The sequence below is a fragment of the Klebsiella sp. 10-1 genome (genome assembly GCF_009758445.1).
Lineage (GTDB): Bacteria > Pseudomonadota > Gammaproteobacteria > Enterobacterales > Enterobacteriaceae > Klebsiella > Klebsiella scottii.
This window is the reverse complement of the sequence record NZ_WQRE01000001.1, coordinates 572897-593042: the sequence shown is the minus strand read 5'-3', so window position 1 is coordinate 593042 and position 20146 is coordinate 572897. Positions and strand designations below refer to the sequence as shown.

The window sequence follows — 20146 nt, the reverse complement described above, 5'->3', positions numbered from 1 at the left end:
CATAAAAAAACCTCGCCGCAGCGAGGTTTTATCAGCCTCTGCGGCTTAGTGAGCGTTAACCACAACCCACATCGGCCCCTGACCTACGGCATAGCGCCCTTTCTCCTGCAGCAGACCCTGCTCGCCGCTGATTTCATACACCGCGACGTGGTGGGATTTCTGCCCGGCGGCAATCAGGTATTTGCCGCTGTGATCGAGGTTAAAGCCGCGAGGCTGGGCCTCGGTCGGCTGGTAGCCTTCAATCGCCAGCACGCTGCCGTCTTCGGAGACGCTGAAGATGGTGATAATGCTGGCAGTACGATCGCAGGCGTACAGATGACGGCCGTCCGCAGTCAGGTGGATATCCGCCGCCCAGCGCACGCCGGTAAAGTCGGCAGGCATCATATCCAGCGTCTGCACGCACTCAATTTTGCCGTGCGGGTCCTTCAGCTCCCAGACGTCGACGGAGCTGTTCAGCTCGTTAACGCAGTAGCCGTACTGCTGGTTCGGATGGAACACCATATGACGCGGGCCCGCGCCTTCAACGGTGGTGACTTCCGCCGGCTCCTGCGCCGCCAGGAAACCGTCATCGCTGAGGGTAAACAGACAGATGCGATCCTGCTTCAGCGCCGGTACCCACAGCGTGCGGTTATCCGGGGCAATATTGGCCGAGTGGCAGCCTTCCAGCCCTTCAACCACAGCCACCGTTTCACCCGGCAGACCGTCGGTCAGCGGCGTGACGCTAACGCAGCCCGAATTGTAGGAGGCGCTGAACACGAAGCGGCCCAGCCTGTCGGTCGAAATATGCGTCGGGCTCCCCGGCAGCGCGGCTTCACCGGCGAAAGTCAGCGCCCCATTATCTGGCGCAATGCGGTAAGCCAGTACGCGAAACTCCGGACGCACGCCGACGTAGAGATACTCTTTATTCGGGCTAACCACCATCGGCTGCACCTGACCCGGGGCGTCAACAACCTGTACCAGGGTCAAATTTCCCGCAAGATCCAGACTCCAGACGTGAATCTGCTGGCTTTCCGGGCTGGCGGTATAAACGGTTTGTTTCATGAATACTCCTTTCCTCACTGCGCATGGAAAACTTATACATTTCATTCAGCAAGCTGCTTGTTCGATGCAATGTATAGACTCTTTTAACGGTAGATGCTGAAAAATTTGCCCCTGAGGCACAGCGGTGTACCATCATGGCCTGCTCACTTTTCACCATTAACCGGAAACAACACATGACCTCACGCGTGATTGCCCTGGATTTAGACGGCACCTTATTGACCTCAAGCAAGACGATCCTGCCCGCCTCACTTGAGGCGCTGGCGCGTGCCCGCGCGGCAGGCTACCAGGTGATCGTCGTCACGGGTCGACATCACGTCGCGATCCATCCTTTTTATCAGGCACTGGCTCTGGATACACCTGCAATTTGTTGTAATGGCACTTATTTGTATGATTATCAGGCAAAAAAGGTTCTGCAAGCCGATCCGATGGCGGTAGATAAGGCGCTAAGCCTCGCCGGGATGCTGGCCGAGCACGACGTTCACGGCCTGATGTACGTCGACGACGCCATGCTCTACGAGCAACCGACCGGGCACGTCATCCGTACCGCCCGCTGGGCAGAGTCGCTGCCGCCGGACCAGCGTCCGGTCTTCACCCAGGTTGACTCCCTGGCGCAGGCGGCGCGCGAGGTGAAGGCGGTGTGGAAGTTTGCCCTCACCGATGAAAACATTCCCAAACTGCAGCAGTTCGCGCAGCACGTCGGCCAGACGCTGGGGCTGGAGTGCGAATGGTCGTGGCACGATCAGGTCGATATCGCCCGCGCCGGCAACAGCAAAGGCAAGCGCCTGGCGCAGTGGGTTGAAGCCCAGGGGCTGTCGATGCAGGACGTGGTGGCCTTCGGCGACAACTATAACGATCTCAGCATGCTGGAAGCCGCCGGTACCGGCGTGGCGATGGGTAACGCGGTCGACGAAGTCAAAGCGCGCGCGAACGTGGTGATTGGCGAGAACGAAAGCAACAGCATTGCCGACTTTATCAACCGCAACCTGCTGTGATCAGGCGGTAATCGACACGCTCTTGATTTGCGCGTACAGCCACTGACCTGGCGTAACCCCCAGGTCATCTCTGGCCCACGGGCTGATGCGCGCCCATAGAGTGCGGCCGCTGACCTCCAGCTGCACCTCAATCTGTCCGTTGGTTTCAATACACTGCACCACCTGCGCGCGTAAAATATTACGAATGCTGGTTCGCTGCGGGAGCTCCAGCACCAGCGACACGTCGGACGCCTGAACGCGAATGCGCGCCGACTCGCCCAGCGGCCGCTCGAGCTGGTTGACCCACAGCCGCTGCTCGCCGAGGGCCAGAGCGGTCATCGCATACTGCGGATGCTGGGCGACAACCGAAACGTTCAGTATCGTGCTCTGCTGGTCCTGCGGCAGCCACGGGTGCATCACGCTGCTGCCCCACACCTCTTCGAGATCGCCAAACGCCTTCACGCTGCCGTTTTCCAGCACCAGCACTTTATCCGCCAGATGCTGGATCTCATCCAGCGAATGGCTGACGTACAGCATCGGGATATTGATTTCGCGCGCCAGCCGCTGCAGGTAGGGCAGCAGCTCACGCTTACGGGGAATATCCAGCGATGCCAGCGGCTCATCGAGCAGCAGCAGCTCGGGGGCGGTCAGCAGCGCCCGACCGATGGCCACCCGCTGCTTCTCGCCGCCGGAGAGGCCGCCCGGCAGGCGCTCGAGCAGAGGCTCAATCCCCAGCAGCGCCACCAGCTTATCGAACTGACCGGCCATATTCTTCGCCATGCCGTACTGCAAATTGCCGCGCACTTTGTAGTGCGGGAACAGACGGGCATCCTGGAAAACGTAGCCAATCCGCCGTTTTTCCGGCGCCAGGCAGATGCGCTTTTCGACATCATTCAGCACCCGGCCGTTGAGCACGATCCGTCCTTTCTGCGGTCGGGTCAGGCCGCTGATGGCATTGATGAGCGAGGTTTTACCGGCTCCGGATACGCCAAATATCGCAGTAATACCGCTGGCGGGCAGCGTCTCCTGAATGTTCAGGCAGTGGGTTCCCAGCGTCTGGGTAAAATCGAGTTCAAGCATCGTTATTTACCCATCCGCGCGCGGCTGAGGCGAGCCAGCCATTCGGAAACCAGCAGCGAGATCAGCGCCAGGACGATCGAAATTAAGCATAAACGCGCGGCGGCGCCCTCGCCGCCCGGCGTTTGGATCAGGGTATACATTGCCGAGGGGATCGTGCGCGTTTCGCCGGGGATATTGGAAACGAAGGTGATGGTCGCGCCAAACTCGCCCAGCGAGCGAGCGAAGGCCAGCACGGTGCCGACAATAATGCCCGGCAGCGTCAGCGGCAGGGTGATGGTAAAGAACACCCGCCAGCGCCCGGCGCCGAGGGTTCGCGCCGCCTGCTCCAGCTTGATATCGACCCCTTCAAGCGCCAGGCGAATCGCCCGCACCATCAGAGGAAACGACATCACCGCCGCCGCCAGCACCGCGCCGCGCCAGCTAAAGGCAAATGTCAGGCCGAACCAGTCGTACAGCCAGCTGCCGATGAAACCGCGTCTTCCCATCGCAACCAGCAGTAAATAGCCGACCACCACCGGCGGCAGCACCAGCGGGAGGTGGAGAATACTGTCGAGCAGCGCTTTTCCGGGGAAGCTGCGCCTGACCAGCAGCCAGGAAAAAAAGATCCCAAAAGGTAAGCTAAACACCACCGCCAGGGATGATACTTTGAGGCTCAGCAGCACCGCCTGCCATTCGGGATCGCTTAAAATCATTGGCGCGTGGTAAATCCGTATTGTTTGAAGATAGCTGACGCCTCAGGCCCTTTCAGGTAGTCATAGAATGCGCTGACGGTTGCATTTTTATGCCCGTCAATAATGGCCAGCGGATACTCAACCTTCTTATGCGAATCTTCCGGGAAGGTGCCCACTACTTTAACACCTTTGCTGGCAACCGCATCGGAGCCGTAAACGATGCCCAACGGCGCTTCGTCACGTTCAACCAATGCCAGCGCCCCGCGCACGTCTTCCGCCGGAGCCAGTTTTGCTGACAAGGTGTCCCATGCCCCCAGCTTTTGCAGCGCTTCTTTAGCATAAATCCCGGCCGGTACATGTTCCGGGTCGCCCACCGCCAGACGGCCGCCCTTCAGCAGGCTGGTCCAGTCAGTCTTGCTGTTGATGGTAATATCGCCCTGCGCGCTGGCCTTTGGCGCAACGACAACCAGGCTGTTTCCCAGCAGCGTTTCGCGTGAGGCGGTATCAATCGCTTTTTTCTCAACCGCGTAATCCATCCATTTCTGGTCTGCGGAGATAAACAGGTCAGCAGGCGCGCCCGCTTCAATTTGCCGTGCCAGCGTTGAAGAGGAGGCAAAGGATGAGACTACATCAACCTTTTTCTCCTGCTTATACGCCTTAGCGATATCCTGCATCGCGTTGGTTAATGAAGCCGCCGCGAAGACCGTTATCTTCCCCTCTTCTGCCAGCGCCTGCCCGGCGACGGAGAGCGTTAACGTTGCTCCGACAAAAAAACGTAACCATTGACGTGCCATCTGAAACTCCTGTGCGTGCGTTATGTACGAAACAATATAACGATGTGAACAGGGTTTTCCCAGTGCGAATTGGTGGTAAATAGAGGAGGATCAAAAGGAAGGGATAAAAAAACGCCCGGAGAAACCGGGCGTCAGGAAATCAGTTTTTTTGCTGGCCGCGATCTTTATGACCGACGCCGGAGAAGATGTTGAACACTTCGCCCAGACCGTAAATCAGACCGAGGATGATAGCCATCACCACCGGGACCATGACCACGGCAAAAACCAGACTTTTCAATAGCTCTAACATAGTTGGCTCCAGAAAGTACGAATGCTTAATTGTAACCGTTTCAGCAGGAAAAACACGCCCCATTTGTGCGATGCCTCGCCGACTACGGTCATAGATCTATCTTGCAAGATGCTCGCTATCGGTCACAATACCCTTTTTGCCAGGATATTATTATGCAGGCCGAAATTCTCCTCACCCTGAAATTACAGCAGCGCCTGTTCGCCGACCCTCGCCGCATCTCCCTGCTGAAACAGATTGACCAGACGGGTTCAATTAGCCAGGGCGCGAAAAATGCCGGCATCAGCTATAAAAGCGCGTGGGATGCCATTAACGAAATGAATCAGCTCAGCGAGCAGGCGCTGGTTGACCGCGCGACCGGCGGTAAAGGCGGCGGCGGCGCGGTGCTGACCCGCTACGGCCAGCGGTTGATTCAGCTTTACGATCTGCTGGCGCAGATTCAACAGAAAGCTTTTGACGTCCTGAGCGACGACGACGCGCTGCCTCTCGACAGCCTGCTCGCCGCCATCTCCCGCTTCTCCCTGCAAACCAGCGCCCGTAACCAGTGGTTTGGCACCATCACCGGCCGCGACCATCAGCAGGTGCAGCAGCATGTGGAGGTTTTGCTGGCCGACGGACAGACCCGCTTTAAAGTCGCGATCACCGCCCAAAGCGCCGAACGGCTCGGCCTGGATGAAGGCCAGGAGGTACTGGTTTTGCTGAAAGCGCCGTGGGTCGGTATGACCCAGGACCCGGCGGTGGCCGCAGAAGCGGACAACCAGCTCACGGGACGGATCGGTCATATCGAATACGGGCCGGAGCAGTGCGAAGTGCTGATGACGCTGCCGGACGGCCAGAACCTGTGTGCGACCCTGCCTCGGGAGCAGATTCGCGATCTGGCTGAAGGTGCCGAGGCGATCGCCTATTTCAATGCCGATCGCATCATTCTTGCCACCTTGTGCTGACGGGATTGACATTATTCGCCTGAAGACGTATCCCTGAAGCACTTTGCTGCAAAAAGTGGGATACACAATGTCATCATTGCAAATATCGCAAGGCACGTTCCGCCTGAGCGACACAAAAACGCTAAATATTGAACACCTCACCGTTGGCGCCGGCGAAAGCTGGGCATTCGTCGGTAGCAACGGCAGCGGTAAATCCGCGCTGGCCCGCGCGCTATCCGGCGAACTCACCCTGCTCTCCGGCCGGCGTGAAAGTGATTTTACCCGCATCACCCGCCTCTCCTTTGAACAGCTACAGAAGCTGGTCAGCGACGAGTGGCAGCGCAACAACACCGATCTGCTCAGCCCTGGCGAAGAAGATACCGGCCGCTTTACGCATGAGATAATCCAGGATGAATATAAGGATGCCGCCCGCTGCGCTCATCTTGCCGGGCTGTTTGGCATTTCCAGCCTGCTGCAGCGCCGTTTTAAATATCTCTCCACCGGCGAGACGCGCAAAACGCTGCTGTGCCAGGCGCTGATGGCCAAACCGGATTTACTGATCCTTGATGAGCCTTTCGACGGCCTTGACGTGGCCTCCCGCCACCAGCTGGCCGAACTGCTGGCAACCCTGAACGGAGAAGGCATCACCCTGGTGCTGGTACTCAACCGGTTCGATGAAATCCCCGCATTCGTCCAGTTTGCCGGCGTGCTGGCGGACTGTACGCTAAGCGAGATCGGTGAGAAACAGACCCTGCTGCAGCAGGCGCTGATCGCCCAGCTGGCCCACAGCGAGCAGCTTGACGGGATCGCGTTACCGGAACCGGATGCGCCCGCCGCCCGCCACTCTCTCGCTGCCGATACGCCGCGCATTATCCTCAACGATGGCGTGGTGTCATACAATGACCGGCCAATCATCAATCACCTCAGCTGGCAGGTAAACCCCGGCGAGCACTGGCAGATAGTCGGGCCCAACGGCGCCGGGAAATCGACGCTGCTCAGCCTGATCACCGGCGACCATCCCCAGGGATACAGCAACGACCTGACCCTTTTTGGCCGCCGTCGCGGCAGCGGTGAAACCATCTGGGATATCAAAAAGCATATCGGCTACGTCAGCAGCAGCCTGCACCTGGAGTATCGCGTCAGCACCACCGTGCGCAACGTCATTCTGTCGGGCTATTTCGACTCGATCGGCATCTATCAGGCCGTTTCCGATAAGCAGCGCAAGCTGGTACAAACCTGGCTGGATATTCTGGGTATTGACGGCCGCACCGCCGACGCCCCGTTCCACAGCCTGTCGTGGGGCCAGCAGCGTCTGGCGCTGATTGTCCGCGCGCTGGTGAAACACCCGACGCTGCTGATCCTCGACGAGCCGCTGCAGGGGCTCGACCCTCTCAACCGCCAGCTGGTACGCCGCTTTGTTGACGTGCTGATTAGCGAAGGGGCCACCCAGCTGCTGTTTGTTTCCCACCATGCCGAAGACGCCCCGGACTGCATCACCCACCGCCTGGAGTTTATTCCGAGTGGAGACGGTTACACTTACCGGATCGGTCCGCTGGCAAAATAAGCCAATCCAGGGGTCTGCAGATCCCTGTATTTTTTCAGATAAAGTTCACAAATAACCACTAACATCATGTTTTAAAATAGTATTTATTTAAACATCGCGTTTGTGTATTTTAGTGTAAGCGATACCACCAATTTGGTCTGTGTCACACTTTTTCGTTCTTTGATATGCTATCGTCTTCACATACGATAAGCCTATTGGAGCGAGTCATGAAAGTATTGGTTACAGGTGGTAGCGGTTACATTGGAAGTCATACCTGCGTACAGCTGCTGCTGCAGGGACATGAAGTGATTATTCTCGACAACCTCTGCAACAGTAAGCGCAGCGTGCTGCCGGTGATTGAGCGTCTTGGCGGGAAAAAAGCGACCTTTGTTGAAGGCGATATCCGCAATGAAGCGTTGATGACCGAGATCCTGCACGATCACGCCATTGAGGCGGTGATCCACTTTGCCGGACTGAAAGCCGTCGGCGAATCCGTCGCTAAACCGCTGGAATACTACGACAATAATGTGACCGGCACGTTAAAGTTAGTTTCCGCCATGCGCGCCGCCGGCGTTAAAAACTTTATTTTCAGCTCCTCCGCTACCGTCTACGGCGACCAGCCAAAGATCCCTTACGTTGAAAGCTTCCCGACCGGCACTCCGCAAAGCCCGTATGGCAAAAGCAAGCTGATGGTCGAACAAATTCTTACCGACCTGCAGAAAGCCCAGCCCGAGTGGAGCATTGCGCTGCTGCGCTACTTCAACCCGGTTGGCGCTCACCAGTCCGGGGATATGGGCGAAGATCCGCAGGGCATCCCCAACAACCTGATGCCGTACATTGCGCAGGTGGCGGTGGGCCGTCGCGAATCGCTGGCGGTATTCGGTAACGACTATCCGACCGAAGACGGCACCGGCGTGCGCGACTATATCCACGTTATGGACCTCGCGGACGGTCACGTTGCGGCGATGGAAAAACTGGCCGGTAAGTCAGGCGTGCACGTTTATAACCTTGGCGCAGGCGTTGGCAGCAGCGTCCTTGACGTCATTAATGCCTTCAGCAAAGCCTGCGGCAAACCGATTAACTACCACTTCGCGCCGCGCCGTGAAGGCGATCTCCCGGCCTACTGGGCTGACGCCGAAAAGGCCGACCGTGAACTGAACTGGCGCGTCACGCGCAACCTTGACGAGATGGCACAGGACACCTGGCACTGGCAGTCCCGTCATCCGCAGGGTTACCCAGACTAAGGAACCGTCATGAGCGTATTTAACCCCGTCGACCATCCGCACCGTCGCTATAACCCGTTAACCGGGCAGTGGATTTTGGTTTCCCCGCATCGCGCCAAGCGCCCCTGGCAGGGGGCGCAGGAAACGCCGGCAAAACTGACCTTGCCAGCGCACGATCCGGACTGTTTCCTGTGCCCGGGTAACACCCGCGTCACCGGTGATACCAACCCGAATTACGCTGGCACGTACGTGTTTACTAACGACTTTGCGGCATTGATGACCGATACCCCGGATGCACCGGAAAGCGACGATCCCCTGATGCGCTGTCAAAGCGCGCGCGGGACCAGCCGGGTCATCTGCTTCTCGCCAGACCACAGCAAAACGCTGCCTGAGCTGAGCGTTGAAGCCCTGGACGGCGTGGTTAAAGCGTGGCAGGAACAGACGGCCGATCTCGGCCAGCACTACCCGTGGGTGCAGGTGTTTGAGAATAAAGGCGCCGCGATGGGTTGCTCCAACCCGCATCCGCACGGCCAGGTCTGGGCCAACAGCTTCCTGCCGAACGAAGCCGAACGCGAAGATCGCCTGCAGAAGGCGCACTACGCCGGGTACGGTTCGCCGATGCTGGTGGATTACGCCCGGCGTGAACTCGCCGACGGCAGCCGCACGGTTGTCGAAACTGAACACTGGCTGGCCGTTGTTCCCTACTGGGCGGCCTGGCCATTTGAGACCCTGCTGCTGCCGAAAGCGCACATCCTGCGCCTGACCGATTTAACCGCCGCACAGCGCACCGACCTTGCGCTGGCGCTGAAAAAGCTGACCAGCCGTTACGACAACCTGTTCCAGTGCTCGTTCCCCTACTCTATGGGCTGGCACGGCGCGCCGTTTAATGGTGAAGACAATAATCACTGGCAGCTACACGCCCACTTTTATCCGCCGCTTCTGCGTTCCGCTACGGTACGCAAATTTATGGTCGGCTACGAAATGCTGGCCGAAACCCAGCGTGACCTGACGGCGGAGCAAGCCGCCGAGCGTCTGCGCGCGGTCAGCGACGTTCATTTTCGCGAATCCGGAGAATAACAATGAGTCTGAAAGAAAAAACCCAAGCCCTGTTTGCCGAGAAATTTGGCTACCCTGCCAGCCACACCATTCAGGCTCCGGGTCGCGTTAATTTGATCGGCGAACATACCGACTATAACGACGGTTTCGTGCTGCCCTGCGCCATTGATTATCAAACGGTCATCAGCTGCGCGCCGCGCACGGACCGCGTGGTACGCGTGATCGCCGCGGATTATGAAAATCAGTCCGACGAGTTTTCGCTGGATGCGAAAATTGTCAGCCACGATAGCCAACAGTGGTCCAACTACGTGCGCGGCGTGGTGAAGCATCTGCAGAAGCGCAACAGCCATTTCGGCGGCGCGGATCTGGTCATTGCCGGAGACGTTCCCCAGGGCGCCGGCTTAAGCTCCTCGGCGTCGCTGGAGGTTGCCGTTGGAACCGTATTCCAGCAGCTCTATCATCTGCCGCTGGACGGCGCGCAAATCGCGCTGAACGGTCAGGAGGCGGAAAACCAGTTCGTCGGCTGTAACTGCGGCATTATGGACCAGCTGATCTCCGCGCTGGGCAAGAAAGACCACGCCCTGCTGATTGACTGCCGCACGCTGGGCACCAAGGCCGTCTCGATGCCGAAAGGCGTGGCGGTGGTGATCATCAATAGTAATTTTAAACGCACCCTGGTCGGCAGCGAATACAATACCCGCCGCGAACAGTGCGAAACCGGCGCGCGCTTCTTCCAGCAGCCGGCGCTGCGTGACGTTACCCTTGCCGAATTCAACGCCGTGGCCGCTGAGCTGGACCCGATCGTTGCTCAGCGCGTTCGCCACGTGCTGACCGAAAACGCCCGCACCGTCGAAGCCGCCAGCGCGCTGGAGAAAGGCGACCTGAAGCGTATGGGCGAACTGATGGCAGAGTCTCACGCCTCGATGCGCGATGATTTTGAAATTACCGTCCCGCAAATTGACGCCCTGGTCGAGATCGTCAAAGCCGCCATCGGCGACAAAGGCGGCGTACGCATGACCGGCGGCGGCTTCGGTGGCTGCATTGTGGCGCTGGTGCCGGAAGAGCTGGTGGATACCGTTCAGCAGGCCGTTGCCGCGCAGTATGAAGCGAAAACCGGTATTAAAGAGACCTTCTACGTTTGCAAACCTTCGCAGGGAGCCGGACAGTGCTAAATCAAACAACAGAACGCGCGCCGGATGGCCAGCCGTGGCAGCTCATTACCTTGCGCAATGACGCCGGGATGGTGGTCACGCTGATGGACTGGGGCGCTACGCTGCTCTCCGCCCAGGTCACTCTGGCTGACGGCAGCGTCCGCGAAGCCCTGCTCGGCTGCGCCTCGCCGGAACAATATACCCGCCAGGCGGCCTATCTCGGCGCCTCGGTCGGTCGCTATGCCAACCGCATCGCCGACAGCCGGTTCGTTCTCGATGGCCATACCGTCAACCTGGTGCCGTCCAATGACGCTGGCCACCAGCTGCACGGCGGGCCGGACGGATTTGATAAGCGCCGCTGGCAGATAGTCAGCGCCGACGAACGCCAGGCGCTGTTTTCACTCTCTTCCGCCGACGGCGACCAGGGATTCCCCGGAGATCTGCAGGCTACGGCGCGCTATCGCCTGACCGACGATAACCGTATTGCCATCGAATATCGCGCCACCGTCGATCGGCCCTGCCCGGTGAATCTGACCAACCACGTCTACTTCAACCTTGATGGTCAGCAGACCGACGTTCGTCAGCATCGGCTGCAGCTCTTCGCCGACCGCTATTTGCCGGTAGAGAGCGACGGCATCCCCGGCGGCGATCTGCGCGACGTTAGCGAAACCAGCTTTGACTTCCGCGAACCTCAGGTGCTGGCGGAGCGGTTCCTGAGCGATGACGATCAGCGCAAGGTGAAAGGCTACGATCATGCGTTTCTGCTGCAGGCGCAGGGCGATGCCGGCCAGCCGGCGGCCCACGTCTGGTCGCAGGATGAAAAGCTGCAGATGACGGTGTACACCTCCGCCCCGGCGCTGCAGTTTTATTCCGGCAACTACCTCGGCGGCACGCCGTCGCGCACGGAACAACCGTACGCAGACTGGCAAGGCCTGGCGCTGGAGAGCGAATTCCTGCCCGACTCGCCAAACCACCCGCACTGGCCGCAGCCGGATTGCGTATTACGCCCGGGCGAGGAGTACGTCAGCCTGACGGAATACCAGTTCATCGCCAGATAATGCCCCCGCCCTCCTGATGGAGGGCTTTTTTTCGCCACTTTGGCGTAAATTACGCCACCTGCCGACAAAAATATAACCGCTGATTTACAAGCATCTTACACTGAGCCACTATTTTCGCTATGGTTAGGGATAAGCGTTGCCGTGAGGTAAATCACAGCAATATAATGAGAATAGTTATCAATCAATAAACGCATACACCGCAGCATTCGGGTTGTATCGATTCGGCCGCTGAGTGAGTCCCGCAAAACATAGTCTCGCTATGCTCGCAGGGGGAACGAAGGCGGCCGCTGAGCCACAGCGCGAAGGACGGCGTGTTGTATTGAGGAGTGAGAGAATGGCTGTAACTAAGCTGGTACTGGTCCGTCACGGCGAAAGCCAATGGAACAACGAAAACCGTTTCACCGGTTGGTACGATGTCGATCTGTCCGAAAAAGGCGTGGGTGAAGCAAAAGCGGCAGGTAAACTGCTGAAAGAGGAAGGCTTCAGCTTCGACTTTGCTTATACCTCTGTGCTGAAACGTGCCATCCATACCCTGTGGAACGTGCTGGACGAACTGGATCAAGCCTGGCTGCCGGTTGAGAAATCCTGGAAACTGAACGAACGCCACTACGGCGCTTTGCAGGGTCTGAACAAAGCCGAAACCGCTGAGAAATACGGTGACGAGCAGGTTAAGCAGTGGCGCCGTGGTTTTGCCATTACGCCGCCAGAGCTGACCAAAGACGACGAGCGCTTCCCGGGCCACGATCCGCGTTATGCGAAACTGACCGATGCCGAGCTGCCGGTCACTGAAAGCCTGGCGCTGACCATCGAGCGCGTGGTGCCTTACTGGAATGAAACCATTCTGCCGCGTCTGAAAAGCGGTGAGCGCGTCATTATTGCCGCTCACGGTAACTCCCTGCGTGCGCTGGTGAAGTACCTCGACAACATGGGCGAAGAAGAGATCCTCGAACTGAATATCCCGACCGGCGTGCCGCTGGTATATGAGTTCGATGAAAACTTTAAGCCGATCAAACATTACTATCTGGGCAATGCTGATGAAATCGCTGCCAAAGCGGCGGCGGTAGCGAACCAGGGTAAAGCGAAGTAATTTTCGCCGGTATAAAAAAAGCGTGGATTGCTCCACGCTTTTTTATTTGCCCTTAATCCCGGCGTCGCGACGCGCGGTCGGGCAATGAACACGCTACCCGCGGCGGGCTTTCACCGCATCCGCCAGCTGGCGCAGGATAATATCCGTGTCTTCCCAGCCAATGCAGGCATCGGTCACGCTCTTACCATAGGTCAGCGGCTCTCCGCTCTCCAGGCTCTGGCTACCTTCCACCAGGTGGCTTTCAATCATCACGCCCATAATCGCCTGCTCGCCGCCGGCAATCTGCTGGCAGACATCGCTCCCCACGTCCATTTGTCTTTTAAACTGTTTGCTGGAGTTGGCGTGGCTGAAATCGATCATGATCTGCGCCGGCAGACCCGCTTTCGCCAGCCCAACCTTCACTTCAGCAACGTGCTTCGCGCTGTAGTTTGGTTCTTTACCCCCGCGCAGAATGATATGGCAGTCGCTGTTGCCGCTGGTGTTCACAATCGCCGAATGACCCCACTTGGTCACCGACAGGAAGCAGTGCGGCGCGCCGGCGGCGTTGATGGCATCAATAGCGACTTTAATCGTCCCGTCGGTACCGTTTTTAAATCCAACCGGGCATGAGAGGCCTGAGGAGAGCTCGCGGTGAACCTGTGATTCGGTGGTACGCGCGCCGATTGCGCCCCAGCTCATCAGGTCAGCGACGTACTGGGGGGTGATCATATCAAGGAATTCGCCCGCCGCCGGCAGACCGCTGTCGTTAATCTCCAGCAGCAGCTTACGCGCAATGCGCAGACCGTCGTTGATGCGGAAGCTGTTATCCATATGCGGATCGTTGATCAGCCCCTTCCAGCCGACGGTAGTGCGCGGTTTCTCGAAATAGACGCGCATCACCACTTCCAGCTCGCCTTTCAGCTCTTCTCGCAGGGTCAGCAGGCGCTCAGCGTACTCTTTCGCCGCCGCCGTATCGTGAATAGAGCAGGGCCCAATAACAACCAGCAGACGATCGTCGTTGCCCTTGAGGATCTGGTGGATCGCTTTACGAGCATGCGCCACGGTATTAGCAGCATTTTCGGTCGCGGGGAATTTTTCGAGAAGCGCAACGGGAGGGAGTAATTCGTTGATCTCTTTAATGCGTAAATCGTCGTTCTGATAATTCATTTTCTTTCCAGCTCTGCCATCTTATCTATTTAAATGCAATCCCCCCAATCTATCTCTTCATTCAAAAAGTGTAAACGTGATTTTACAGTGACAACAGATTAATCCTGAAAATAGATTAAAAAACGCAATAAAGCAGCGAAAAACAGGTCATGAACTACAATTTTTAACTGTTAAGACCAATCTTCACGCCACTAATCAGTATTCCGTGCTGATGTAACTTATTGATGTGAAGCTTTTAACCGTAGAGAGCGCGTGAACTCTGGCACATGCACTGTTGGAAGAGGTTATCCGACATATCGACCATAACAGGAGCATCCTATGAAAATGACCATCCTCACCCCACTCTTTTTAGCCGCTACCCTTGGCCTGAGCAGCGCCGCCGCGCTGGCAGCAGATACGGGCGCCCAGTCCAACAACGGACAGGCCAACGCTTCCGCCGATGCCGGGCAGGTCGCGCCTGATGCCCGCGCCAACGTCGCGCCAAACAAGGTTGATAACGATAAGATCAACTCTGGCGACAAGATGCTCAACTCCGACGGTTCAACCATGAACCATGACGGAATGACCAGCGACGAAGCCCATAAAAATGCGATGTGCAAGGACGGCCGCTGCCCGGAAAGCACCCCAGGCGATAACGGTAGCAAAACGGACGGGACGACGCAGTAGCATCCGCGCCTGAAAACAGGGGGAGCCGCGGCTCTCCTTTTTTATTTTATTCACCGAAAATCGGTATGATGTCATACAGTAATAATGAGAATAATCAGGGGATGACACCATGGCGCACTCGCATAATTCACCTCAGCAGCCGCAGGATAATAACGCTCGCCGCCTGCTGCTGGCCTTTATCGTCACCGCCGGCTTTATGGTGGTTGAAGCCGTTGGCGGCGCGCTCTCAGGCTCTCTGGCGCTGCTGGCCGACGCCGGCCATATGCTGACCGACTCCGCCGCCCTGCTCTTCGCCCTGCTGGCCGTCCGTTTTGCCAGCCGTCCACCTAACGCCCGGCATACCTTTGGCTGGCTGCGTCTGACGACCCTCGCCGCCTTCGTTAACGCCATCGCGCTGGTGGTCATTACCATCCTTATCGTATGGGAAGCGATTCAGCGCTTTAATCATCCGCAGCCCGTCGCCGGGGCGGCCATGATGATCATCGCCGTTGCCGGGCTGCTGGCCAATATTCTGGCCTTCTGGATCCTTCACCGCGGCAGCGAGGAGCGCAACCTTAACGTTCGCGCCGCGGCGCTGCACGTGCTGGGCGATTTACTTGGTTCGGTGGGCGCGATTATCGCCGCGATAGTGATTTTAACCACCGGCTGGACGCCGATTGACCCGATTTTGTCGGTGCTGGTTTCCTGCCTGGTGCTGCGCAGCGCCTGGCGGCTGCTGCAGGAGAGCCTGAACGAGCTGCTGGAGGGGGCGCCGCGTTCGCTGGATGTTGACGGTCTGAAGCGTGATTTACGCCGTTCGGTTGCCGAGGTCCGCGACGTGCACCATGTTCACGTCTGGCTGGTCGGGGAAAAAACGGTGATGACGCTGCACGTACAGGTCGTCCCTCCGCACGATCACGACGCCCTGCTGAATCGTATCCAGGCATTTTTGCACCACAAGTACAATGTTGAGCACGCGACCGTGCAGATGGAGTATCAGCCCTGCAGCGGCCCGGAATGCCGTCTTAACATGACTCACTCCGGGCACGCCCATCAGCATCATCACTAGCGAGAAAACGCGTGAGAACCCCGCTCACGCGCGCTGTTGATCCACATCCGGCTGCCGTTGACGGCTATAAAGGTCAGCAGCAGGTATTCCAGCGACATCGCGTAGACGCCCTGCCGCGCAAAAATGACCACGCTGATCACGTTAATAATCACCCACAGCAGCCAGTTCTCAACGTATTTGCGGGTCATCAGGATCATGGCTGCGATCGACAGCACCATCATGCAGGAGTCCCAGAACGGGAAGGCATCCGGCTGTAGCTCCGGCATGGCGACCTGCAGTCCCAGCCCCTGCATCAGCGTCACCGCCACCCGCGTCAGGAACGCGAATACCGGATCGATAAATACCGTCATCAGGCCAATCGCCACCACGCACGCCGCCAGCCAGCCCAGCGCTTTGGGTAGCGGTAGCCAGCGGATTTGCAGCGCGGCCTCATGGCTGCTGGTCTGCCGCGACCAGGCGTACCAGCCGTAGACGTTAGCCACGAAGAAAAATACCTGCAGCAGCAGGCTGGCATAGAGCTGGATCTGAAAGAAGATAATGGCGAACAGGGTGACGTTAATCAGCCCAAAGGCATAGTTGCCGATCTTTTCCAGACTCGCCAGCCAGATGCACAGCAGCCCGGCAATCGTCCCTATGGCCTCAATCCAGGATAAGTCATATCCCCCGGCGCCAATGGGTATATGTACCAAAATATTCTGTGTACTTAAAAAATCCATCTTTTCCCCAGAGCGTATTGCACGCGTTGTCGGTTATCCCCGTAGTGTAGCCGCAAAATCCAGCATTCTGTTAAGCGGAATTAATGCGCCGGTACGCAGCTGCTCATCAACCTGAATCTCGTGCGCTGCTCCGCCATGTTCCAGACCTTCAGCAATCGCCTTCAGACCGTTCATCGCCATCCACGGGCAGTGGGCGCAGCTGCGGCAGGTTGCCCCTTCGCCGGCCGTCGGCGCTTCCAGCAGCTCTTTCTCCGGCACTGCCTGCTGCATTTTATAGAAGATACCGCGGTCGGTGGCGACAATCAGCTGGCGCTGAGGTAGCGTTCTGGCCGCATTGATTAGCTGGCTGGTTGACCCCACGGCATCGGCCATATCCACAATCGACTGCGGCGATTCAGGATGAACCAGCACCGCGGCGTCAGGGTACAGCGCCTTCATTCTGCTCAGCGCCTGGGTTTTAAATTCATCGTGCACAATACAGGCGCCCTGCCAGCACAGAACGTCTGCGCCCGTCTGTTTCTGTACGTAATTGCCCAGGTGGCGGTCCGGCGCCCAAATGATTTTTTCGCCCAGGCTATCAAGATGCTCGATCAGCTCAACCGCAATGCTGGAGGTCACCACCCAGTCAGCGCGGGCTTTAACCGCCGCGGAGGTATTAGCGTAGACCACCACGGTGCGGTCAGGATGCGCATCGCAAAACTGACTGAACTCGTCAATGGGACAGCCCAGATCGAGGGAGCACTCGGCGTGAAGCGTCGGCATCAGGATCGTTTTTTCCGGGCTAAGGATTTTTGCCGTTTCGCCCATAAAACGCACGCCGGCAACCAGCAGCGTGGATGCCGGGTGGCGGGCGCCAAAGCGCGCCATTTCAAGAGAATCAGAGATGCACCCGCCGGTCTCTTCCGCCAGCTGCTGAATTTCAGGGTCGGTATAGTAGTGGGCAACCATGACCGCATCCCGTTCGCGCAGCAGGCGCTTGATCTTTTCACGATAAAAGTGCTTTTCATCGCGGTTCAACGGCATCGGCTTGGGCGGGAAAGGATAAATCGCCGTTTCAGGGTCAAACATTACGCTCATCATGCAATCTCGTTTTACTGGCTTAACTCAAAGACCGTTAAAATGCCTTCACGCGGCACCGGGACGGCCGTAGTGTTTTATATGCTAAACAAGATAGCCGATTGTACAGAAAATGTCGTGGGGAATTTATCTGCGGGAAAAGGGATAAAGCTGCGGGTTGAATATTATAAATTGCCGATAGCAAAAAGGCGCCTTTAGGGCGCCTTTTTACACTGGTGGGTCGTGCAGGATGACTCGCTTGCGCTCGCCCTACTGGCCGTTGCCGTGCAACGTTATCCTTCACGCTTAACATCTGAGTAAGACATTAAAATTGGTGGGTCGTGCAGGATTCGAACCTGCGACCAATTGATTAAAAGTCAACTGCTCTACCAACTGAGCTAACGACCCCTTGCGGGTTTACTACTTTAAATCATTCAGGTTGGTGGGTCGTGCAGGATGACTCGGCTTTGCCTCGCCCTTCGGGCCGTTGCCGCGCAACGTTATCCTTCACTTTCTCTACCGCTAAATACCTTAAGCGTTGGTGGGTCGTGCAGGATTCGAACCTGCGACCAATTGATTAAAAGTCAACTGCTCTACCAACTGAGCTAACGACCCGCTCGGGTACTACCTGAATCATTCTTCACTCGTCACCAATAAAAAATGGTGGGTCGTGCAGGATGACTCGCTTACGCTCGCCCTACGGGCCATTGCTGCGCAATGTTATCCTTCACGCTTAACATCTGAGTAAGACGTTAAAATTGGTGGGTCGTGCAGGATTCGAACCTGCGACCAATTGATTAAAAGTCAACTGCTCTACCAACTGAGCTAACGACCCGAGTGGTGGGTGATGACGGGATCGAACCGCCGACCCCCTCCTTGTAAGGGAGGTGCTCTCCCAGCTGAGCTAATCACCCGATACTACGCTGGATACTGCTACTAACTAAGCGAGTTAGTGGTGGGTCGTGCAGGATGACTCGGCTTCGCCTTGCCCTACGGGCCGTTGCTAATGCAACGTTATCCTTCACGTTTTACTATCGTGTTCCACCAGAACGATTGGTGGGTCGTGCAGGATTCGAACCTGCGACCAATTGATTAAAAGTCAACTGCTCTACCAACTGAGCTAACGACCCACTTTTTTCGTCGCTTCAGGCTTGTTCGATATCCCGTGGCAACGGCGGCATATATTACTGATTTAAGAATTCAGCGCAACAAGTATTTCGATAAAAAACATCTGACTGCTTAGGATTCATGCGACACGACCAGAAATACTGCAATTTCTGGTCATGGCATAATCATCCGAGCGCGTTAAGGCGTTTCTGAGCTTGTTTCGCGCCATCGGTACCGGGAAATTTACCGACTACCTGCTGGTAAACTGCCTTCGCTTTTGCGGTATCACCTTTGTCCTGCATGATCACGCCGACTTTGAACATCGCATCCGGCGCTTTTGGGGATTTAGGGTAATTCTTCACCACCGAAGCGAAATAGTAGGCCGCATCGTCCTTTTTCCCCTTGTTGTAATTCAACTGACCGAGCCAGTAGTTGGCGTTCGGTTGATACGTTGAGTCCGGGTACTTCTTGACGAAATTCTGAAACGCAGCCATGGCGTCATCCTGGCGGGACGAATCCTTCACCAGCGCAATAGCGGCGTTGTAATCGGTGTTCGCATCTCCGGTCAGCGCCGGAACGCCAGAGTTCGCCGCTGGTGCCGCCGTAGCGGCCGCTGCGCCCTGCCCGTCGCCAGACGATGCCGCCGGCGTCTGCGCATCCGTCGCCGCCCCGCCGCTGCTCATCCCGTTAATTTGCAGCAGGATCTGTTTCTGGCGCTCAACAACCTGATTAAGCTGATACTGACTTTCCTGAATCTGACCGCGCAGGGAATCAATATCGTTCTGGTTATCGGAGAGCTGTTGCTGAAGTTGGGTTAAAAGCTGACTGTGAGCATTAGAAATACGCTCGAGTTGAGTGACGCGGTCTTCGACCGAGCCTGAGCCGACACTACTGATTGGCGCCTGAGCAAAAGCGGCCCAGGGGGCCGCTATGCCAACCAGTAACGACAGACTCAACAGATGATGTCTGAAGTTACTGCTCATGCAATTCTCTTAGTAAACCAGTACGGCGCGACGGTTTTTAGCGTAAGCCGCTTCGTCATGGCCCAGTACTGCAGGTTTTTCTTTACCGTAAGAAACGATGGAGATCTGGTCAGCAGAAACACCTTTGCCCTGCAGATACATCTTAACGGCGTTAGCACGACGCTCGCCCAGAGCGATGTTGTATTCCGGAGTACCGCGCTCATCCGCGTGACCTTCAACGGTCACTTTATAGGACGGGTTGCTACGCAGGAAGTTAGCGTGCGCATCCAGCATTGCAGCGAAGTCAGAACGGATATCGTACTTGTCCAGATCGAAGTAAACGATGTTGTTCTGCTGCAGCTGCTGCATTTGCAGACGAGCTTGCTCTTCAGAAGACATGTTGCCGCCGTTAGCGTTAGCATCCATACCAGTGCCGGCACCCAGCATGCCTTCACCGCTCTGGTCGTTGCTGGCGTTCTTGTTGGAAGAACACGCCGCGATTGCCATAACCGGCAGAGCGATCATCAGCCCTTTCAGCACTTTGTTCAGTTGCATTTCTTT

20 protein-coding genes and 5 tRNA genes are annotated in these 20146 nt (G+C 57.2%); 10 read left to right on the top strand and 15 right to left on the bottom strand.

What is annotated here, in order from left to right; translation table 11 throughout:
- Positions 1-45 precede the first annotated feature (45 nt).
- Complete coding sequence (gene pgl, locus GO007_RS02785) at positions 46-1041, bottom strand: 6-phosphogluconolactonase (RefSeq protein ID WP_095095219.1); 996 nt, start codon at positions 1039-1041, stop codon at positions 46-48.
- Positions 1042-1214: 173 nt separating this feature from the next.
- Here pgl and GO007_RS02780 point away from each other — a divergent pair, with 173 nt between their 5' ends.
- Positions 1215-2033 (top strand): pyridoxal phosphatase, encoded by an 819-nt coding sequence (locus GO007_RS02780; protein ID WP_095095217.1) that lies wholly within the window; start codon positions 1215-1217, stop codon positions 2031-2033.
- Here GO007_RS02780 and modC read toward each other — a convergent pair whose 3' ends face one another.
- The 4 genes from modC to GO007_RS02760 form a co-directional block, all read right to left on the bottom strand.
- Positions 2034-3092, bottom strand: a complete 1059-nt coding sequence (modC, locus tag GO007_RS02775; protein WP_095095215.1) for a molybdenum ABC transporter ATP-binding protein ModC — start codon at positions 3090-3092, stop codon at positions 2034-2036. It abuts the gene before it with no gap.
- Between the two features lie 2 nt (positions 3093-3094).
- Entirely contained in the window at positions 3095-3784 is a 690-nt protein-coding gene (modB, locus tag GO007_RS02770) for a molybdate ABC transporter permease subunit (RefSeq protein ID WP_095095212.1), read from the bottom strand.
- Positions 3781-4557, bottom strand: coding sequence for a molybdate ABC transporter substrate-binding protein (gene modA, locus GO007_RS02765; protein ID WP_095095211.1), 777 nt, complete (start codon positions 4555-4557; stop codon positions 3781-3783). Before modA ends, modB begins: the two co-directional genes overlap by 4 nt.
- A gap of 139 nt (positions 4558-4696) precedes the next feature.
- Positions 4697-4846, bottom strand: a complete 150-nt coding sequence (locus GO007_RS02760; protein WP_041144659.1) for an AcrZ family multidrug efflux pump-associated protein — start codon at positions 4844-4846, stop codon at positions 4697-4699.
- A gap of 152 nt (positions 4847-4998) precedes the next feature.
- Between GO007_RS02760 and modE the strand changes: the two genes are divergently transcribed.
- From modE to gpmA, 7 genes are all read left to right on the top strand, one after another.
- Positions 4999-5787 carry a molybdenum-dependent transcriptional regulator gene (modE, locus tag GO007_RS02755; RefSeq protein ID WP_095095209.1) on the top strand — a complete coding sequence of 263 codons (789 nt, stop codon included), beginning with the start codon at positions 4999-5001 and terminating at the stop codon, positions 5785-5787.
- 67 nt (positions 5788-5854) lie between these two features.
- The gene (gene modF, locus GO007_RS02750; protein ID WP_095095206.1) at positions 5855-7330 is read left to right on the top strand and encodes a molybdate ABC transporter ATP-binding protein ModF; all 1476 of its coding nucleotides are present in this window, start codon (positions 5855-5857) and stop codon (positions 7328-7330) included.
- A gap of 206 nt (positions 7331-7536) precedes the next feature.
- Positions 7537-8553 carry a UDP-glucose 4-epimerase GalE gene (galE, locus tag GO007_RS02745; RefSeq protein WP_095095203.1) on the top strand — a complete coding sequence of 339 codons (1017 nt, stop codon included), beginning with the start codon at positions 7537-7539 and terminating at the stop codon, positions 8551-8553.
- 9 nt (positions 8554-8562) lie between these two features.
- A complete protein-coding gene (gene galT / locus GO007_RS02740; RefSeq protein WP_095095201.1) occupies positions 8563-9609 on the top strand; it encodes a galactose-1-phosphate uridylyltransferase in 1047 nt (348 codons plus the stop codon).
- A 2-nt stretch (positions 9610-9611) separates the two neighbouring features.
- Positions 9612-10760 carry a galactokinase gene (galK, locus tag GO007_RS02735; RefSeq protein ID WP_095095200.1) on the top strand — a complete coding sequence of 383 codons (1149 nt, stop codon included), beginning with the start codon at positions 9612-9614 and terminating at the stop codon, positions 10758-10760.
- Positions 10754-11797 carry a galactose-1-epimerase gene (gene galM, locus GO007_RS02730; protein ID WP_095095197.1) on the top strand — a complete coding sequence of 348 codons (1044 nt, stop codon included), beginning with the start codon at positions 10754-10756 and terminating at the stop codon, positions 11795-11797. Before galK ends, galM begins: the two co-directional genes overlap by 7 nt.
- A 334-nt stretch (positions 11798-12131) precedes the next feature.
- Positions 12132-12884 carry a 2,3-diphosphoglycerate-dependent phosphoglycerate mutase gene (gene gpmA / locus GO007_RS02725; protein ID WP_041144652.1) on the top strand — a complete coding sequence of 251 codons (753 nt, stop codon included), beginning with the start codon at positions 12132-12134 and terminating at the stop codon, positions 12882-12884.
- A 93-nt stretch (positions 12885-12977) separates the two neighbouring features.
- Here the strand turns inward: gpmA and aroG are convergent, their stop codons facing one another.
- Positions 12978-14030 carry a 3-deoxy-7-phosphoheptulonate synthase AroG gene (gene aroG, locus GO007_RS02720; RefSeq protein ID WP_095095194.1) on the bottom strand — a complete coding sequence of 351 codons (1053 nt, stop codon included), beginning with the start codon at positions 14028-14030 and terminating at the stop codon, positions 12978-12980.
- Positions 14031-14348: 318 nt separating this feature from the next.
- Here aroG and GO007_RS02715 point away from each other — a divergent pair, with 318 nt between their 5' ends.
- Complete coding sequence (locus tag GO007_RS02715) at positions 14349-14696, top strand: YbgS-like family protein (protein ID WP_095095191.1); 348 nt, start codon at positions 14349-14351, stop codon at positions 14694-14696.
- 109 nt (positions 14697-14805) lie between these two features.
- Positions 14806-15744 (top strand): CDF family zinc transporter ZitB, encoded by a 939-nt coding sequence (gene zitB, locus GO007_RS02710; protein ID WP_095095188.1) that lies wholly within the window; start codon positions 14806-14808, stop codon positions 15742-15744.
- On the opposite strand, the gene pnuC is transcribed toward zitB, so the two are convergent.
- The 9 genes from pnuC to pal all read right to left on the bottom strand — a co-directional run bounded on the left by pnuC (position 15741) and on the right by pal (position 20140).
- On the bottom strand, positions 15741-16460 hold the full coding sequence (gene pnuC / locus GO007_RS02705; RefSeq protein ID WP_095095185.1) for a nicotinamide riboside transporter PnuC: 720 nt from the start codon (positions 16458-16460) through the stop codon (positions 15741-15743). The genes zitB and pnuC overlap by 4 nt on opposite strands.
- 33 nt (positions 16461-16493) lie before the next feature.
- A complete protein-coding gene (gene nadA / locus GO007_RS02700) occupies positions 16494-17537 on the bottom strand; it encodes a quinolinate synthase NadA (protein ID WP_095095182.1) in 1044 nt (347 codons plus the stop codon).
- 311 nt (positions 17538-17848) lie between these two features.
- Positions 17849-17924, bottom strand: a tRNA-Lys gene (locus GO007_RS02695).
- A 131-nt stretch (positions 17925-18055) separates the two neighbouring features.
- Positions 18056-18131, bottom strand: a tRNA-Lys gene (locus GO007_RS02690).
- A 144-nt stretch (positions 18132-18275) separates the two neighbouring features.
- Positions 18276-18351: transfer RNA gene (locus GO007_RS02685), tRNA-Lys, on the bottom strand.
- 3 nt (positions 18352-18354) lie between these two features.
- Positions 18355-18430 (bottom strand) — tRNA-Val (locus GO007_RS02680).
- 140 nt (positions 18431-18570) lie between these two features.
- A tRNA-Lys gene (locus tag GO007_RS02675) sits at positions 18571-18646 on the bottom strand.
- A 162-nt stretch (positions 18647-18808) separates the two neighbouring features.
- Positions 18809-19606: a cell division protein CpoB gene (cpoB, locus tag GO007_RS02670; RefSeq protein ID WP_095095179.1), complete on the bottom strand. Its 798-nt coding sequence runs from the start codon at positions 19604-19606 to the stop codon at positions 18809-18811.
- Positions 19607-19615: 9 nt separating this feature from the next.
- Positions 19616-20140: a peptidoglycan-associated lipoprotein Pal gene (gene pal / locus GO007_RS02665; RefSeq protein ID WP_004859700.1), complete on the bottom strand. Its 525-nt coding sequence runs from the start codon at positions 20138-20140 to the stop codon at positions 19616-19618.
- Positions 20141-20146 lie beyond the last annotated feature (6 nt).

Coding starts and splice junctions, on each gene's coding strand:
- modE (WP_095095209.1), top strand. CDS start 4,999: ATGCAGGCCGAAATTCTCCTCACCCTGAAATTACAGCAGCGCCTGTTC.
- galE (WP_095095203.1), top strand. CDS start 7,537: ATGAAAGTATTGGTTACAGGTGGTAGCGGTTACATTGGAAGTCATACC.
- modB (WP_095095212.1), bottom strand. CDS start 3,784: ATGATTTTAAGCGATCCCGAATGGCAGGCGGTGCTGCTGAGCCTCAAA.
- pgl (WP_095095219.1), bottom strand. CDS start 1,041: ATGAAACAAACCGTTTATACCGCCAGCCCGGAAAGCCAGCAGATTCAC.
- modF (WP_095095206.1), top strand. CDS start 5,855: ATGTCATCATTGCAAATATCGCAAGGCACGTTCCGCCTGAGCGACACA.
- cpoB (WP_095095179.1), bottom strand. CDS start 19,606: ATGAGCAGTAACTTCAGACATCATCTGTTGAGTCTGTCGTTACTGGTT.
- GO007_RS02715 (WP_095095191.1), top strand. CDS start 14,349: ATGAAAATGACCATCCTCACCCCACTCTTTTTAGCCGCTACCCTTGGC.
- modA (WP_095095211.1), bottom strand. CDS start 4,557: ATGGCACGTCAATGGTTACGTTTTTTTGTCGGAGCAACGTTAACGCTC.
- pal (WP_004859700.1), bottom strand. CDS start 20,140: ATGCAACTGAACAAAGTGCTGAAAGGGCTGATGATCGCTCTGCCGGTT.
- zitB (WP_095095188.1), top strand. CDS start 14,806: ATGGCGCACTCGCATAATTCACCTCAGCAGCCGCAGGATAATAACGCT.
- aroG (WP_095095194.1), bottom strand. CDS start 14,030: ATGAATTATCAGAACGACGATTTACGCATTAAAGAGATCAACGAATTA.
- modC (WP_095095215.1), bottom strand. CDS start 3,092: ATGCTTGAACTCGATTTTACCCAGACGCTGGGAACCCACTGCCTGAAC.
- galK (WP_095095200.1), top strand. CDS start 9,612: ATGAGTCTGAAAGAAAAAACCCAAGCCCTGTTTGCCGAGAAATTTGGC.
- GO007_RS02780 (WP_095095217.1), top strand. CDS start 1,215: ATGACCTCACGCGTGATTGCCCTGGATTTAGACGGCACCTTATTGACC.
- GO007_RS02760 (WP_041144659.1), bottom strand. CDS start 4,846: ATGTTAGAGCTATTGAAAAGTCTGGTTTTTGCCGTGGTCATGGTCCCG.
- nadA (WP_095095182.1), bottom strand. CDS start 17,537: ATGAGCGTAATGTTTGACCCTGAAACGGCGATTTATCCTTTCCCGCCC.
- pnuC (WP_095095185.1), bottom strand. CDS start 16,460: ATGGATTTTTTAAGTACACAGAATATTTTGGTACATATACCCATTGGC.
- galT (WP_095095201.1), top strand. CDS start 8,563: ATGAGCGTATTTAACCCCGTCGACCATCCGCACCGTCGCTATAACCCG.
- gpmA (WP_041144652.1), top strand. CDS start 12,132: ATGGCTGTAACTAAGCTGGTACTGGTCCGTCACGGCGAAAGCCAATGG.